This window comes from Martelella lutilitoris (assembly GCF_016598595.1).
Classification (GTDB): Bacteria; Pseudomonadota; Alphaproteobacteria; order Rhizobiales; family Rhizobiaceae; genus Martelella; species Martelella lutilitoris_A.
Map to the genome: position 1 here is coordinate 3,982,470 of NZ_CP066786.1, position 13,565 is coordinate 3,996,034.

11 protein-coding genes and 1 riboswitch are annotated in these 13,565 nt (G+C 63.2%); of the genes, 8 read left to right on the forward strand and 3 right to left on the reverse strand.

All coding sequences use genetic code 11. The annotated features are described in order from the left end of the window. Positions 1 to 18: 18 nt before the first annotated feature. The 3 genes from tsaE to JET14_RS18855 all read right to left on the reverse strand — a co-directional run bounded on the left by tsaE (position 19) and on the right by JET14_RS18855 (position 4,475). Entirely contained in the window at positions 19 to 471 is a 453-nt protein-coding gene (gene tsaE / locus JET14_RS18845; protein ID WP_200335561.1) for a tRNA (adenosine(37)-N6)-threonylcarbamoyltransferase complex ATPase subunit type 1 TsaE, read from the reverse strand. After that, complete coding sequence (locus JET14_RS18850; protein WP_200338168.1) at positions 468 to 2,981, reverse strand: PAS domain-containing sensor histidine kinase; 2,514 nt, start codon at positions 2,979 to 2,981, stop codon at positions 468 to 470. The genes tsaE and JET14_RS18850 overlap by 4 nt, the downstream gene beginning before the upstream one ends. A gap of 249 nt (positions 2,982 to 3,230) precedes the next feature. Continuing rightward, on the reverse strand, positions 3,231 to 4,475 hold the full coding sequence (locus JET14_RS18855; RefSeq protein ID WP_200335562.1) for an MFS transporter: 1,245 nt from the start codon (positions 4,473 to 4,475) through the stop codon (positions 3,231 to 3,233). Between the two features lie 307 nt (positions 4,476 to 4,782). On the opposite strand from JET14_RS18855, the gene JET14_RS18860 reads away from it, so the two are divergent. The 8 genes from JET14_RS18860 to JET14_RS18895 all read left to right on the forward strand — a co-directional run bounded on the left by JET14_RS18860 (position 4,783) and on the right by JET14_RS18895 (position 13,560). Continuing rightward, complete coding sequence (locus JET14_RS18860; protein ID WP_200335563.1) at positions 4,783 to 5,481, forward strand: HAD family hydrolase; 699 nt, start codon at positions 4,783 to 4,785, stop codon at positions 5,479 to 5,481. A 17-nt stretch (positions 5,482 to 5,498) separates the two neighbouring features. Further along, positions 5,499 to 5,601, forward strand: a riboswitch (TPP riboswitch). A 106-nt stretch (positions 5,602 to 5,707) separates the two neighbouring features. Next, positions 5,708 to 6,370, forward strand: coding sequence for a thiamine phosphate synthase (thiE, locus tag JET14_RS18865; RefSeq protein WP_200335565.1), 663 nt, complete (start codon positions 5,708 to 5,710; stop codon positions 6,368 to 6,370). Beyond that, positions 6,367 to 8,160, forward strand: a complete 1,794-nt coding sequence (locus tag JET14_RS18870; protein WP_200335566.1) for a TRAP transporter large permease subunit — start codon at positions 6,367 to 6,369, stop codon at positions 8,158 to 8,160. Before thiE ends, JET14_RS18870 begins: the two co-directional genes overlap by 4 nt. 11 nt (positions 8,161 to 8,171) lie before the next feature. Beyond that, positions 8,172 to 9,161: a TRAP transporter substrate-binding protein gene (locus JET14_RS18875; RefSeq protein WP_200335567.1), complete on the forward strand. Its 990-nt coding sequence runs from the start codon at positions 8,172 to 8,174 to the stop codon at positions 9,159 to 9,161. A gap of 109 nt (positions 9,162 to 9,270) precedes the next feature. After that, on the forward strand, positions 9,271 to 10,335 hold the full coding sequence (locus JET14_RS18880; protein WP_200335568.1) for a LacI family DNA-binding transcriptional regulator: 1,065 nt from the start codon (positions 9,271 to 9,273) through the stop codon (positions 10,333 to 10,335). A 116-nt stretch (positions 10,336 to 10,451) separates the two neighbouring features. Beyond that, on the forward strand, positions 10,452 to 11,717 hold the full coding sequence (locus tag JET14_RS18885) for an ABC transporter substrate-binding protein (RefSeq protein ID WP_200335569.1): 1,266 nt from the start codon (positions 10,452 to 10,454) through the stop codon (positions 11,715 to 11,717). A 125-nt stretch (positions 11,718 to 11,842) separates the two neighbouring features. After that, positions 11,843 to 12,739, forward strand: coding sequence for a carbohydrate ABC transporter permease (locus JET14_RS18890; protein ID WP_024710028.1), 897 nt, complete (start codon positions 11,843 to 11,845; stop codon positions 12,737 to 12,739). Then, positions 12,739 to 13,560, forward strand: coding sequence for a carbohydrate ABC transporter permease (locus JET14_RS18895; RefSeq protein ID WP_200335570.1), 822 nt, complete (start codon positions 12,739 to 12,741; stop codon positions 13,558 to 13,560). The genes JET14_RS18890 and JET14_RS18895 overlap by 1 nt, the downstream gene beginning before the upstream one ends. Positions 13,561 to 13,565: the final 5 nt, after the last annotated feature.

Consider the following 13,565-nt stretch of genomic DNA (forward strand, 5'->3'; position numbering starts at 1 on the left):
GTGGGAAAAGGAAGAACCTCAGAGAAATGCATCGGCCAGTGCTGCAAGCCGGGCCTCAGGCCCGTCAAGCCGCACCCTTCGGCCCTCGCCCTCCTCGTTGAAGGCAAGCGTGAGCGCGTCTTCCGGCAGCATGCCTTCGCCGCGTTCCGGCCATTCGATCAGGCTGATGCCGTCCTCGAGCGCCTCGTCGAAGCCGAGCTCGATCAACTCGTCCGGATCGGCAAGACGATAGAGGTCGAAATGATAAAGCGGCGGCGCGCCGTCATAGAACTGTACCAGGGTGAAGGTCGGGCTCGGGACTTCAAGCTCCGGCTCCTCCATGCGGGCGCGGATCAGCGCGCGGGCGAAAGTGGACTTGCCCATGCCGAGATCGCCGGAAAGCGCGAGACAATCGCCCGTTTGCAAAAGCGGCGCCAGCGCCCTGGCCAGCGCGACAGTCGCGTCCTCGTCGGCGAGAAAACGCTCCATCATTCCGCAGCGATGATTTCCGCCCCGCCCTTGCCGGCGCTGGCGTCGGGAATGCGGCAGGAAACGGTGGTGCCGGCACCCGGCTCGCTGTCGATGAAGACGCGGCCATTATGCAGGGCGACGAAGCTTTCGACGATGGCAAGGCCGAGACCGGCGCCGGCATATTGCGCCTGCCTGCCGCCGGATTCGAACCGGGTGAATACGCTTTCCAGCGCGTCATCGGCAATGCCCGGGCCATTGTCGGTGACGGTGAAGACGAAATCGTCCGTCTCCCGCCAGCACGACAGCGCGATGATCGAGCCGCGCGGTGCATATTTGACGGCGTTGCCGAGAATTTTCAGGAGCACCTGCTTCAGCCGCTGGAAGTCGGCGGTAATGGCCCCGAGCTTCGGCGGCGCGGTGATTTCCAGCGTCACCCCGCTTTCCTGCAGCCGGCTCGAAATGTCATCGGCGACGGAATCGATCAGGTCGTCGATCGACATCCGGTCGAGTTCGAGCTGCAGGATGCCGGCATCGGCCGATTTCAGGTCGATCATGTCATTGACGATGGTCATCAACACGGACGAGGAATTGGCGATGTGATCGACGTAACTGCTCTGGCGCGACGTCAGCGCGCCCGTTTCCGGCGCCTTCAGCAGTTCGGCAAAGCCCATGATCGATGTCAGCGGCGTTCGCAGTTCGTGAGAGACGTGTTCGAGGAAGGCGTTCTTGAGCTCTTCCGCCTTGCGCAACGCGTCATTCTTTTCCGTCAGCGCGCGTTCCACCTTCACCGAGTCGGTCTTGTTGACGAAGGTGAGCATGGTCTGCGCGTTCGGCAGCGGCGTCACCGCGTAGTCAAGCACCAGGCCGGAGGCGAGATCGAGCCGACCCTGGCGCGAAACGCGCTCGTCGTCAAAGGAGGTGATCATCCTCGCAAAGAGCTTCCAGCCGTCGCTGGCGCCGGGATCGTCAGCGCAGGTCTCGATCAGCGCGCGGATATGGGTGCCGGGCGCGGCGTCCCTGTCGGCAATGCGCCAGAGCGCCAGGAAGGCAGGGTTGGAGAGCTTCAGCCTGCCGTCCGGACCGAAAACGGCAACGCCTTCGGAGAGATGATCAATGGTCTCGCCCTGCACCTTCACCAGCGTATTGTAGCGCGTCTTCAGCGCCACCTGCTCGGTATGGTTCTCGAACACCCAGGTGGTGCCGCCGCGCGGGTGGGCGGAGGCGAACACGCTCAGCGTCTCGCCGCTCGGCAGGTACCAGAGATCACTATAGGGCTCGACGGCGCGGTAGACGGAGAGCGCCTTGTCCTTCCACTCGCGCCACTGGTGCGGCTCCGGCAACTTGCCATCGGCGCGCAGGCGCTCGAACAATTCGCCATTGTCGGGATGGGATTCGAGAAAGCCCATGTCGAGCTTCCAGAGTTTTTCGAAGGCCTGGTTGTAGAAGGTCATCCGCCGCGACGCATCGAAGATGGCCACTGCCGTGTTCAGGTGGTTGAGCGTATCGGCATGGCTTTCAAGCGTCTGTTCCAGCGCGTTCTCGACGCTCTGCAGTTCCGAGACATCACGGGCAATGCCGGCCGAGCCGTCGCCGCTCGCCACTTCGCTGAGTTCGTAGAATGTGCGGTTGCCACCGGTCACCACCGGCTGGCGGCCGTCAAAGCGCGCGCCGGCGCGCACCGCCTCGTCAAGTTTTTGCTGAACGACCGCGCCGAGAAGCGTGCGGTTTTCCTCAAGCGTGCGTTCGCGCGTTTCTCCCTCTACGGCCGCGATATAGGCGCGGTTCACCCAGGTGAGCGCGCCGTCCCCGTCGCGCTGCCAGCAAGGCATGTCGATCGCATCGAAGAGCGTCTCGAACCGGGCAAGCACCGCTTTCGTGCGCTTGTGCTCGACCTTCAGTTCGGCCAGTTCGGCGCGGATGCTTTCCAGCGCGCCGAAGCGCACATGGGCGCGCCCGCCCGTGGTGCCGCCGACGACCTCCAGCACATAGCCGTTCCTGGCCTCCGCCAGCATCTCGAAGGCCTTGGCCTTGCGGCGCAGCGCGGCAATCGCTGTCTCGAGCTGTTTCGTGCTGCCAGGGGAGAGCCAGTCGGAAAAGGCGAGGAAGGCATGATCGTCTTCCGGCGCGCCGGCCTCGTACGGCAGGGCGCCGAGAAATTCCGGATCTGCGTCCGGGCCTTCCCAGAAAATGATACGACGATTGCGCTCGGCGTTCAGCGCCTTCAGATTGGCGATGCGCTCGCGGTGGTTTTCGAGCTCGAGGGCAAGCCGCTGGTTCTCCGCTTCGGTGCGGCCACGCAGGCGCATGAACCAGAGGGTGGAAAGAACGGTGGCCGCCAGAATGCCGCAAAAGGCCGAAAGGGCCATGACCTCACGGGAAGAAAGCACGGGCGCGACGTCCGGAGATTGGGCGAAGGCGTGAGCGGCGGTGAGCGAAAGCGCCGTGCCGGCTGCAAGCCATCGCGCGATTGCGCGTTTTCCGCGCATGCCGCGAATCATCCGGCCCTCGTTGCTTTTGCCGCCCCGCTCCATTCGTCTCTTCCGCATCTGTCTTTCGGCGGGCCGCGCTGCCGCAAAGCGCGAAGGCCGCCTTCAAGAGGCCATTCACATCTGATGAAGATCCGGCCGTTGCCGGACCGAATCGCCCTTTTCAAAACATAGACGCTTGGGGAATCCGCGAAAAGAGTCCGACGGAAATAAACGCCCGGCGCCCGCCTTGAACGGGAGCGCCGAGATTAATGCGATCATGCTTTCGGAAGTGTTAAGGCAGGGCCGACGGCCTCACGCGGCGGCGGCAATAGCGGGCGCGGCGCGCTCGCGCACGGTCAGGTGGATGGCGGCGGAGAGAATGCCGAGCGCGATCGCGGCATACCAGATCACGTCGTAATTGCCGTAGCGGTCAAACCAGGCGCCGCCGAGCCAGACGCCCAAAAAGCCGCCGAGCTGATGGCTGAGGAAGACAAACCCGAACAGCGTGCCCATGGCGCGCGGGCCGAACATGACGACGATCAGCGCACTCGTCAGCGGCACGGTGGAAAGCCAGAGCACGCCCATGACGAGGCCGAAGATGAGCACCGAAACCGGCGTCAGCGGCAGCCAGATGAAGACGAGAATAACCACGGCGCGCAAGGCATAGATGGCGGCCAGGACATGCGGCTTGGCGAAGAAATTGCCAAGCCGCGCGGCAATCAGCGTGCCGAAGATGTTGGCAAAGCCGGCAAGCGCCAGCGCCTTCAGACCGAGCGCGCGCAGTTCCGGCGCGGAAAGCGTCGTGCCGGTGCAGAAATTCTGCACATAATTCGGCAGATGCGCGGTGATGAAGGCGAGATGAAAACCGCAAACAAAGAAGCCGGCCGCCAGCATGACGAAACTGCCATGGCCGAAGGCGGCGCGGATGGTCTGCGGCAGGTCGATGTCGGTCTCGGCGGCAGAGCCCTTGTTTTTCACATGCAGGAAGGGGATGGCGAGCGCCATCGGCGCCAGCAGCGCGGTGATGATCAGAAGCGTCGTCTGCCAGTCGAACCGGCTGATCAGGAAGGCCGTCAGAAGCGGCAGAACCGCCTGGCCGGCCGAACCCATGGCCGAGGCGACGCCAAGGTAGAAGCCGCGCTTCTCCGCAGGCGCGGCGCGGCCGACCACGGCCAGAACCGTGCCGAAGGCCGTGCCCGAAACGCCCATGCCGACGAGAACGCCCGCCCCCATATGCTGGGCGAAGGGTGAGGCCCCGAAAACGCAGATGAGCATGCCGAGCACATAGCAGCCGAAGCCGAGCCAGAGCGCGCGCCGGTCGCCGAACTTGTCGGCCAGCATGCCGAAGAATGGCTGCGCCAGCCCCCAGACGAGGTTCTGGATGGCAATCGACAGCGAGAAAATCTCGATCCGGCCGGCGAACAGATCGTCCGAGAGCGGCAGGACGACACCGCCGAACACCGAGCGCACGCCAAAGGACAGGGCCAGCACCAGCCCGCCCGCCAGCATGATGATCAGCATGTCGCGGTCGATGCCGCTGCTCCTGGCTTGTTGCATGATATCTTTCCCGAAATATCCCTTGCGCCAGAATTAGCAGGGATCAGGAAAGATGAATATCCAATATCTCTGATTTCAGACGTCAGCGTTCTTGATGTCAGAGCTTCACCTCGGGCTTCGGCAATTAAGCGCCGTCTCGACCGCCGCGCGAGACCTGCATAAGCAATTGATATTCATTAATTTTCGATCGGACCTCCCGGCATCCGGATTTGCAATTGGCCGCAAAACAGGCCATAGCAGGCAGCAAGATGGGAACGGCGCGGCCTCGACGGCGTCGTCTCAACCGAAGCGTATTGGCCAGGAAACCATGATAAAGACAGTCATTTTCGACTTTGACGGCGTGATTGCCGACAGCGAGATCATCGCGCTTGCCGAGCTTCAGGTATCGCTTGCCCAATACGGGGTCGCGGTTGACTGGGATATGCTGGTCGAGGAATTCCTGGGTTCTTCGGTCAGGCAGATCATCGCTTTCGTGGAGGGACAGACCGGCAGGGCGGTCGATCCCGATTTCCAGGAGGCGTGGTATGCGCGGCTGTTTGACCGCTATCGCCGCGAGTTGAAGCCGATGGCCGGCGCTGAAGCCATGCTTGACCGGCTGGAGGCGGCCGGGATCGACTACTGCATCGCCTCCGGCGGGTCCTACAAGAGGCTCGGCGTCGCGCTTCAGGCGATCGGTTTTGCCCAACGCTTCGAAGGCCGGGCCTTCAGCGCCGAATCGGTAGAACACGGCAAGCCGGCGCCCGATCTTTTCCTCTACGCTGCCGAAAAACGCGGCGCCCTGCCGAAGGAGTGCGTGGTGCTGGAAGACGCCATCGCCGGCGTGACCGGCGCGGGACGCGCCGGCATGCGCGTTTTCGGGTTTACCGGCGGCAGCCATCTTGAGGGCGTCAGGCCGCTTCATGCCGAACGGCTTCGGGCCGCGGGCGCCGACATGGTGCTCACGGCGCTTTCCGATTTCGGGACGCTGGCCCTTGACGCCGGTCGAGACCGGTTGACACCGGGCTGAAAGCCCGACAGAATCCCGTTCATTCCGAGGGGAGCATCCTGCGATGCTGAGATGGCAACGAGCCGGACCCTTGAACCTGATCCGGGTCATTCCGGCGTAGGAACGGAAAAATCGGCTATTCCCCCTTGTTTTCGCTTCCGCGCCGGTCTCCGCAATACCATGGAGGTCGTCATATGTCGTTGGAATTTCGCCGCAGCCGCCTTTTGCAGGCGGGTGAGACGCAGCCATGAGGACGGTCGATTATCGCCTGAACGCCCTGGTCGATGCCGGGCTGGTCGAGACCGCGCCGCTTGCCGAACTGGCGCGGCATGCCGCCGAAAACGGCGCGACCTTGATCCAGTATCGCGACAAATACGCCAAGACCCGCCAGATGATCGAACGGGCCGTGGAAATTCGCAAGGCGCTTGAGCCGACTGGCGTTCCGCTGGTGGTCAATGACCGGGTCGACGTCGCGCTCGCGGCAGAAGCCGCCGGCGTCCATCTCGGCGCAGACGACATGGAACCGGAAACGGCGCGACGGCTGCTCGGGACGGACGCCATTATCGGCCTGACCGTCAAGAATGCGTCCGACGGCGCGCGGGCGGCAGCGGCTCCGGTTGACTATGCCTGTATCGGCGGCGTGTTTCATACGCTCTCCAAGATCAACTCCGACCCGCCGGTGGGCCTTGAGGGGTTTCGCGCGCTGCGCCGCGGCCTGAAGAAGGCGAGGCCGGACCTGCCGGTCGGCGCGATCGCCGGAATCAAGCTCGAACACGTGCCCGAGCTGATCGCCGACGGGGCCGACGGCGTTGCCGTGATCTCTGCAATCTTCCATGCGCCCGATGTGACGAAGGCGACCCGCGACTTCCGCCGGGCCGTCGACGCGGCGATCGCGATCCGGGCGCGATGACATCGGCTGCAATCGAGCGCGTGGCCGGCCGCCTTGCGGACAGGCTTCAGACGACGCTTTCGATGATCGCGGGCGTCGTTCTGGCGCTGATGCTCGCGCTCGTCCTCCTCAGCGTCGTGCTCCGCTATGTCTTCCGGACCGGGCTGATCGGCACCGAGGAGCTCGGCATCTGGCTGAATGTGGCGCTGGTCTTTCTTGCCGCGCCGCTTGCCATGACCGGCCCGCTCGCCATGCGGCTTGAACTCCCCTTTTCAAGGCGGGCGGAATTGCCTGCCCGCATCATCGCCGACGCAGTCAGCCTCATCGCTGCCCTTGTGCTCGCCCTTGGCAGCGCTCGCGTCGCAACGCTGATCGGGGGCACCTCGCCGACCCTCGGCCTGCCCGAATGGGTGCGCTTTGCCGTCACCGGCACGGGCGGCGCGCTGATCGCCGCGACCCTTGCCCTCAGGCGCATCAGCGAACGGCGGTTCCTGTCGCTTGCGGTTTCTGCCGGCCTGGCCGGCCTCATCTCCCTCGCATGCCTGCGTTTCAATCTGGCAACGGCCGTTCCGCCGAGCGCCGCGATTGCGCTTTTCGCCGCCATCGGCCTGATCGCGGCTGCCCCGCTTGCCCATGCCTTCCTCGCCGCGGCCCTTGTCGCCATGCCCTTCGGCGGCAGTCTGGCGCCGGAAACGATGGTGACGACGGCGGTTTCCGGCATGTCGCATTTCCTGCTTCTGGCGATCCCCTTCTTTCTCTTGACGGGAGCGGCCCTTTCGGCCTCCGGCGCGGCCGCGCATCTTGTCGCCTTCGCAGCATCGCTTGTCGGCCACCGGCGCGGTGGCCTGGCGCAGACGGTACTCGCCACCGGCGCGCTGTTTTCCGGCGCGTCCGGTTCGTCGGTTGCCAATGCGGTGTTTTCAGCCACAACCTTCCAGCCCGAACTGGTGCGTCACGGCTACCCGCCGGCCCGCGCAGGGGCGATCATCGCCGCCTCTTCGGTGCTCGACAATGTGATCCCGCCGTCAATCGCCTTTCTCATTCTTGCGGCCGCGACCGACCTCTCGGTCGGCAAGCTGCTTGTCGGCGGGCTCGCCGCCGGCCTTGTCATGGCGGCGAGCCTTGCCGTCGCCATTCACCTGACGACACGCGACCGGCCGGGCAGCACGCGCGCGACCCCGGCTGAGCGAAAGAAGGCTTTCCTCGCTGCCGTCCCGGCCTTCGGGCTCGGCGTCATCGTCGTCTTCGGCATCCGCATCGGCATCGTCACCACCACGGAAGCGGCCGCGCTTGCCGCCGCCTATACGCTTGCGCTTGCGGCCTTCGCGAAAACGCGCCTCACGACACTATTCTCGGTGTTCCGGCAGTCGGCTACGGAAGCAGCCGCCATCGGCCTCCTGATCGGCGCAGCCGGGCCGTTTGCCTTCCAGCTCGCCGTCGACGGGGTCGCCGGCATGCTGTCTTCGGCGGCCGGCGTGCTTGGCGGTTCGCCCGCAGCGATCCTCGCCTTTTGCGTGGCCGTGCTGCTTCTCGCGGGCCTCTTTCTCGATATCGGAGCGGCGATCCTGCTTTTCGGCCCGCTTCTGCTGCCGCTTGCCACAGATGCCGGGCTCAACCCGATCGCCTTCGGCGTCATCACCGTCACCACGCTGATGATCGGCGGACTGACGCCGCCCGTCGGCATGCTGGTGCTGGTGGTCGGCGGCGTCGCCAAAATTCCGGCAGCATCGCTGTTTCGCACGACGCTGCCCTATCTGGCCGCACTGCTTGCGGCAGTCGCGCTCTTCTGCGCTTTCACCCTTCTGATCTGAGAGGAAACATCATGAGAACCCTCAATCGCCGCACCCTTCTGAAGGCCGGAACGCTGGCCGTCCTTTCGACCCCCTATCTCGCCCGCCCCGCCTTCGCCCAGACCACGATAACGGTCGCTTCGCTGCTCGGAGAGGACAAGCCGGAGACCAAGATCTGGCGCTTCTTTGCCGAGAAGGCCGAGGAACGACTTCCCGGCCGCTTCCGCTTCAATATCGTCACCAATGGCGCGCTCGGCGGCGAAAAACAGGTGGCCGACAGCATCCGCCTCGGCGCGGTGCAGGCGAGCCTGTCGACCGTTTCGGCACTTTCGTCCTGGGTTCCGGAGCTGCAGCTTCTCGACCTGCCCTTCCTGTTCCGCAGTCCGGAGCACCTCCGGCGCGTGGTCACTGGGCCGGTCGGCGACAATCTGAAGGAGCGGCTCGCCGGCGAGCGCTTCATCGTCGGCGGTTTCATCGATTACGGCGCCCGCCACCTCCTGACCAGAACGCCGGTGACACGGCCGGAGCAACTCGAGGGCGTCACCATCCGCGTTATCAACAGTCCGCTTCATACCGGGCTCTGGAGCGCCTTCGGGGCGGTGCCCGTCGGCATCCCGATCACCGAGACCTACAATGCGCTGGCAACGGGCGTGGCGGAAGCGATGGACCTGACGAAATCCGCCTATGCCGGGTTCAAGCTCTACGAGGTCGTGCCGTGCCTGACGGAGACCGGTCACATCCGCGCCTCCGGCGTGATCTATTTCTCCGAAGGTTTCTGGAACGGCCTTGATCCCGAAACGCAAGGCCTGCTGATGGAGATATCGGCAGAGGCCGCCCTCTATTTCAACGCGCTGATCGTGGAGGACGAGACGGCGGCGATGGAAACCGCGCGTCAAAACGGCGGCGAAGTGTTCCAGCCCGAGGACATGGACGCGTGGCGGTCCGGCGCCAGGGGTGTATGGGCCGAGTTCGCGCCGGTCGTCGGCGGCATGGAGCGGATCGAGATGATCGAAAACGGCTGATCCCCAGCCCGATGCGCGGCGACACACCGCAAATTTCCAGTTAAGGCTTGCGAGCGGGACCGAATTGGTAAAAGTTTACCCCCGACATTCGATTGCGGGGCACGGCAACATGGTAACATTGCGGGAAATTGCGAAGGCGGTCGGCGTTTCGGCCGGCACGGTGTCGCGCGTCCTCAATTACGATCCGACGCTCTCCGTCTCCGAGGTCAAGCGCAAGGCGATCATCGAGACGGCCGAGGCGCTGAACTACGCGACGCCGCGCAACAGGCTGCGCGCAAAAACGGGTCCGGTGCGCGCGCCGCGGCGCAAACAGGCGATGCCCCGCATGGCCACGGTGCATTTCCTTGAGCGCGACGAGGAACTGATCGACCCCTATTATATCGGCGTCCGGCTCGGCATCGAGCGTCGCTGCCAGACCTATGGCACGGAGATCGTCAAGGTGTTTCACGACGATCTGGAGGCGGAAGCGGCAACGCTGCAGGCGATGACCGGGGTGATCGCGATCGGCAAGCACCGCCCGCACGAGATCGCCTTGCTGGAAGAGAACAGCCGGCATCTCGTCTTCGCCGACTTCGTGCCGGAGGAGGAGCGATTCGACTGTGTTTCCAGCGACCTGGCCAAGGCGACGCGCACCATTCTCGACGGACTTCACGCCGCCGGCTACCGCCGAATCGCCTTTATCGGCGCGGAAGACCGCATCAGCCGCAAGGGAAGTCCCTACAGCGAGACGCGCTGCCACGCCTATGTCGAGTGGCAGAAGGAACATGGCGGCTTCGACCCGGCGCTGATCGCGCTCAATGACGATTGCAACAACGGCCAGAACCTGCGCCTCGAAGTCGGGTACGAAAACGCCCGCAGCCTGCTCGCGCATGCCGAGCGGCCAGATGTGATCATGACGGCGAACGACAATATCGCCATCGGCACCTGCCGCGCGCTTCAGGAAGCGGGGCTTTCGATACCGGGCGATATCGCCGTCGCCTCCTTCAACGACATCCCCGTGGCGCAGTTCCTGACGCCGCCGCTCTCGACCATGAAAATCCCGGGCGAAGCCATCGGCGAATGCGCCGTAGACCTTCTTGTCGAACGCATCAACGGTCGCGAATACACCAAGCACGTCGTTATCCCCACAGACATGATCTGGCGCGACAGCTGCCGCCGCCCGCCATCGCAATAAAAATTTTACCTTTTTTTTACTAAATTTTTTATTGCGAATGTGCCGGTTTTGACGTTAGCTTTTTGACGGGCGGCAAGGAGAGCGCCGCCAGCGATCGTCCAAACGGGAGGAAACCAATGGATACCGTGCTGAAGCGGATTACGGGTGCGGCCCTTGCCGGCACCTGCGTCATGAGTGCATCGGCGGCCTTTGCCGGCGAGATCACGATCTGGTGCTGGGACCCGAATTTCAACGTCGCCATCATGAAGGAAGCGGGCGAGATCTATTCGAAGGCCCACCCCGACACGACTTTCAATGTCGTCGACTTCGCCAAGCTCGATGTCGAGCAGAAGCTGCAGACCGCGCTTGCCTCGGGCACGACCAATGCGCTGCCGGACATCGTGCTGATCGAGGATTACGGCGCACAGAAATACCTCCAGTCCTTCCCCGGCTCCTTCGCGCCGATGGATGACGTCGTCGACTATTCCAAGTTCGCGCCCTACAAGGTCGAGCTCATGACGCTTGACGGCAAGGTCTACGGCATGCCGTTCGATTCGGGCGTCACCGGGCTTTACTACCGCAGCGACTATCTCGAGGAAGCCGGCTTTACGGCCGACGACATGGACGGCATTACCTGGGATCGGTTCATCGAGATCGGCAAGCAGGTCGAGGAGAAGACCGGCCACAAGATGACCTCGATCGACCTCAATGACGGCGGCATGACCCGCATCATGATGCAGTCGGCCGGCGAGTGGTATTTCGATGAGAACGGCGACCTCGACGTCGTCGACAACAAGGCGCTCAAGGCCGCGCTCGAGACCCAGGCCAAGATGGCCAACGAGGGCATTCTCTATCCGGCAACCGGCTGGGCCAACTACGTCAACGCCTTTACCTCCGGCAACACCGCATCCGTGATCACCGGCGTCTGGATCACCGGCACGATCAAAGCCCAGGAAGCGCAGTCCGGCAAATGGCGCGTGGCGCCGATCCCCTCGCTCGACGGGGTCGAGGGCGCGTCGCACGCCTCCAATCTCGGCGGGTCGAGTTGGTATGTGCTCTCGTCCTCCGACGTGAAGGACGAGGCGATAGACTTCCTCAACGAAATTTACGCCAAGGATGTCGATTTCTACCAGAAGATCCTGACCGAGCGCGGCGCCGTCGGCTCGCTTCTGGCCGCCCGCGAGGGACCGGCCTATCAGGAGGCCGACCCGTTCTTCGGCGGCGAGGAAGTCTGGCAGCAGTTCTCGGACTGGCTGAACCAGATCCCGCCGGTCGACTACGGCATCTTCACCAATGAGCTCGACACGGCCGTAACCGCGAACCTGCGTTCGCTTGTCGACGGCAAGCCGGTCGACGAGGTGCTCAAGGCGATCGAGCAGCAGGCGAAGTACCAGATCCAGTAACAGAAGCCAGATGCGCGCGGCGGGCGACATGTCGTCCGCCCGGCAGGCTTTGCGGCGGGCGGAACCCCGTCCGCCGATGATTTGGCGAATTTCCCCCAATGTCGCATGCGGCGCGAGGTCAAAAAATGGTGACTGCCAGACCGGGCAATCTGAGGCGGTTTTACGATGTGAACGGATGGGCCTTCGTTGCCCCCGCCCTCATCCTGATCGGTACCTTCATGTTCTACCCGATCATCCGCTCGCTGGTGCTCTCGTTCTATTCGGGACGGGGCATGATGATGAAGTTCGTCGGCTTCGGGAATATCGAGCGCCTGTTCAATGACCCGGTGTTCCTGCAGGCGCTGACCAACACGCTGACCTTCCTGATCATCCAGGTGCCGGTGATGATCATGCTGGCGCTCATCCTGGCAAGCGCGCTCAACAGTCCGAAGCTGAAATTCCGCGGCCTGTTCCGCACCGCGATCTTCCTGCCCTGCGTCTCCTCGCTGGTGGCCTATTCGATCCTCTTCAAGAGCATGTTCGCCACCGACGGCATCATCAACTCGACGCTGCAGACGCTCGGAATCATCGACATCCCGATCCCGTGGTTCACCGATCCCTTCTGGGCCAAGCTGCTGATCATCCTGGCGATCACCTGGCGCTGGACAGGCTACAACATGATCTTCTACCTGGCCGCGCTGCAGAACATCGACAAGTCGATCTACGAGGCCGCCCGCGTCGATGGCGTGCCGAAATGGCGGCAGTTCCTGCATCTGACGATCCCGATGCTCAAACCGGTGATCCTGTTTACCACCATTACCTCAACCATCGGCACGCTGCAGCTCTTCGACGAGGTCTATAATCTGACCGAGGGTACGGGCGGACCGGCGAATTCGACGCTGACGCTCTCGCTCTACATCTACAACCTGACCTTCCGTTTCACGCCCAATTTCGGCTATGCGGCGACGGTCTCCTACGTCATCGTCGTCATTGTCGCCATCCTGTCCTTCCTGCAGTTTTATGCCGCGAGGGAACGCAAATGATGCCGCGCTATACAAACCGCTACCTCTCCTCCGCCTTGCTCTACGGCGCGCTCGGGCTTGCGGCCTTCATTTCCGTCTTTCCCTTCGTCTGGATGGTGATCTCGGCAACCAACACCACGGCCGATATCGTCACCGGCAAGGCCTCCTTCGGTGCGGCCTTCCTCGACAATCTGAAGATGTTCTTCACCCAGGTGGACGTGCCGCTGATCATGTGGAACTCGGTGAAGATCGCGATCGCCGGCACGTTTCTGACGCTTCTGGTCTCCTCGCTTGCCGGTTACGGTTTCGAGATCTTTCGTTCAAAATTCCGCGACCGGATCTACACGCTCGTGCTCCTGACGCTGATGATCCCCTTTGCCGCGATCATGATCCCGCTGTTCATGCTGATGGCCAAGGCGGGGCTGATCGACACCCATATAGCCATCATCCTGCCGACCATCGCCTGGGCCTTCGTCATCTTCTATTTCCGGCAGGCAACCAAGGCTTTCCCGTCGGAATTGCGCGACGCGGCGAAGGTCGACGGGCTGAAGGAATGGCAGATCTTCTTCTACATCTATTTTCCGGTGATGCGGTCGACCTATGCGGCGGCCTTCGTCATCGTCTTCATGCTAAACTGGAACAACTATCTGTGGCCGCTGATCGTGCTGCAGTCGAACGAGACCAAGACGATCACCCTCGTCGTCTCGTCGCTGGCATCGGCCTACTACCCCGATTACGGCACGGTGATGATCGGCACGATCCTTGCCACGCTTCCCACCCTCTTCATCTTCTTCGCCATGCAGCGCCAGTTCGTTCAGGGCATGCTTGGCTCGGTCAAATAGGTCAT

Excerpts from the sequence above, each read along its gene's own strand:
- JET14_RS18895 (WP_200335570.1), top strand. The coding sequence starts at position 12,739 with ATGCCGCGCTATACAAACCGCTACCTCTCCTCCGCCTTGCTCTACGGC.
- tsaE (WP_200335561.1), bottom strand. The coding sequence starts at position 471 with ATGATGGAGCGTTTTCTCGCCGACGAGGACGCGACTGTCGCGCTGGCC.
- thiE (WP_200335565.1), top strand. The coding sequence starts at position 5,708 with ATGAGGACGGTCGATTATCGCCTGAACGCCCTGGTCGATGCCGGGCTG.
- JET14_RS18885 (WP_200335569.1), top strand. The coding sequence starts at position 10,452 with ATGGATACCGTGCTGAAGCGGATTACGGGTGCGGCCCTTGCCGGCACC.
- JET14_RS18855 (WP_200335562.1), bottom strand. The coding sequence starts at position 4,475 with ATGCAACAAGCCAGGAGCAGCGGCATCGACCGCGACATGCTGATCATC.
- JET14_RS18860 (WP_200335563.1), top strand. The coding sequence starts at position 4,783 with ATGATAAAGACAGTCATTTTCGACTTTGACGGCGTGATTGCCGACAGC.
- JET14_RS18875 (WP_200335567.1), top strand. The coding sequence starts at position 8,172 with ATGAGAACCCTCAATCGCCGCACCCTTCTGAAGGCCGGAACGCTGGCC.
- JET14_RS18880 (WP_200335568.1), top strand. The coding sequence starts at position 9,271 with ATGGTAACATTGCGGGAAATTGCGAAGGCGGTCGGCGTTTCGGCCGGC.
- JET14_RS18850 (WP_200338168.1), bottom strand. The coding sequence starts at position 2,981 with ATGGAGCGGGGCGGCAAAAGCAACGAGGGCCGGATGATTCGCGGCATG.
- JET14_RS18890 (WP_024710028.1), top strand. The coding sequence starts at position 11,843 with ATGGTGACTGCCAGACCGGGCAATCTGAGGCGGTTTTACGATGTGAAC.
- JET14_RS18870 (WP_200335566.1), top strand. The coding sequence starts at position 6,367 with ATGACATCGGCTGCAATCGAGCGCGTGGCCGGCCGCCTTGCGGACAGG.